This window comes from Paenibacillus cisolokensis, assembly GCF_018403665.1.
Classification (GTDB): Bacteria; Bacillota; Bacilli; order Paenibacillales; family Paenibacillaceae; genus Paenibacillus_AH; species Paenibacillus_AH cisolokensis.
In genome coordinates, this window is record NZ_BOVJ01000268.1 from 1 (window position 1) to 1,848 (window position 1,848).

General features: G+C 53.5%; 2 protein-coding genes. One reads left to right on the forward strand and one right to left on the reverse strand.

Translation table 11 applies throughout. The features are described from left to right. Positions 1 to 30: 30 nt before the first annotated feature. Entirely contained in the window at positions 31 to 1,179 is a 1,149-nt protein-coding gene (locus PACILC2_RS25915) for a GntR family transcriptional regulator (protein ID WP_213531893.1), read from the reverse strand. Between the two features lie 69 nt (positions 1,180 to 1,248). Between PACILC2_RS25915 and PACILC2_RS25920 the strand changes: the two genes are divergently transcribed. Next, a complete protein-coding gene (locus PACILC2_RS25920; protein ID WP_213531895.1) occupies positions 1,249 to 1,638 on the forward strand; it encodes a hypothetical protein in 390 nt (129 codons plus the stop codon). The last annotated feature ends 210 nt before the right edge of the window (positions 1,639 to 1,848 follow it).

Below are 1,848 nucleotides of genomic sequence, written 5' to 3' on the forward strand. Positions count from 1 at the left end.
TTTCAGCAGCTGTAAGTATGGAGCACGCCATCAGCCGACCGTCGATTGGCCGACCACAATCTCGTGAGGCACGATATGGATTAACGCCGTCTCCTCCTTGTTCCACATCCGGTACAGCGTTTCGACCGCCCGGCGGCCGATTTCCCGCTGATTTTGACGCACATGCGTAAACATATGCTCGCCGAACGGCTGGCCGGGAGAATCGAAGCAGACGATCTGATAATCTTCCGGAATCCGCTTGCCCATCGACAGAAGCACTTCCCGCAAAATAAGCGCGAGATTATATTCCGACACGACGAATGCGGCAAGCTCCGGATTCATCTGGACGAACCGCTTTACCGTCTCGCTGTCGGCGCGAACGTTCTGGGTATCGAACAATTGCGGGAGCGAGCTGAACAAATTCGTCATAATATGATCGGTCTTCGGGGCCGATCCGCCCTGGATGCAAGCCTCCGTATACCCGGCCAGCCGTTCCTCGATGCTGGACGTGTTTTCCGCCGGGGCGGACAGAAAGCCGATTTCGCGGACGCCTTTCCGAAGCAGAAAATCGGTCGCGTCGAAGGCCGCCTTCCGGTTGTCGGTGAACACCGCCCTGGCGGCGATTCCTTTCAAATACCGGTCGACGAGCACGATCGGAAATCCGTCCAGCACAAGCCGCAGCAGCTCGGCATTGTAATGCTCGCCATGGCCGGGAAATACGACGATGCCGTCGACGCCGTCGCGAACGAAGGAGCGGATGGCCGCTTCCTCGACCTCCCGGTTGTCATAGGTCAGCTTCATCATGAGCCGGCAGCCGTACCGCGAGCATTGCTCCTCGATGCCCCGGATCAGATCCGCGCCGAAGGAATCCGCAAAATCGGGCAAAATGAGCCCGACCGTGCGCCAGTGTCCCTCGTCACCGCTTCGCCGCAGCTCGCCGCCGCTTTCCGCTTGTCTCTGCCTTTTAATCTCGTGCAAATCCGGAATCGTTTCGGACACAAAGGAGCCTTTGCCCTGAATGCGCTCGATCAGCTTGTACTGCGAAAGCAGCTCCAGCGCTTTCTTCGACGTAATCCGGCTCACATCGAACTGCTCGGCCAGCTCTTTTTCCGAGGGAACGCGATCGCCCGGCTTCCATTCGCCGGTCCTGATTTTGTCGAAAACATAGTTGAAAATCCGTTCGTACAGCGGCATATCCATCGTATGATCATCCTTAATGTGTAATCTTGATATACCAACTATACCGTTTTCTGAAACAGGGTTCAACAGGTGGGCCGGGAAATCGCGGTTTGGGTGAACACCAGCTTGGTTGCAGCTACGCTGTTCATGGCCGCTTATTTTCGTTACTTAGATGATGGCTCGGGCAATCTATCCGATCTCGGCAACGGAAAGGTCAGTGTCTGGGGCCAGACATTAGGAACCAGAAAAGTAGATACGATAGGCATTCAGACCACCTTGCAGCGTTGGACCGGCTCCGAATGGATCGACGTGAATACGGGTGCCAAAACCACTTATTCCAACGCATCGTATGCCTATTCCAGCCGGGAAATCACCGTTTCGACCGGTTATTATTATCGGGTGAAGTCCAGGCATTGGATTGATTATGACGACATTCACGAGGAAGGGACGGTTTATTCCGACTCATTGCTAATCAATTGATTCGTCGGAGAAAAAAGAGAAGCGGCAGTAACGAATCGCTGCCGCTTTATTTGAGCGAGGCTGCTAGTTTGACGATTTCCGCTTCGACAATGTGTTTCCGGACAATTTCATTGCTAATTTTACCCTTTTAAGAATGGAAGTAAATAACCAGAGTTGACAACATTATGGATTTGACGATGGAAGTGAGGTGCTGTGATAACTATCCCGAAA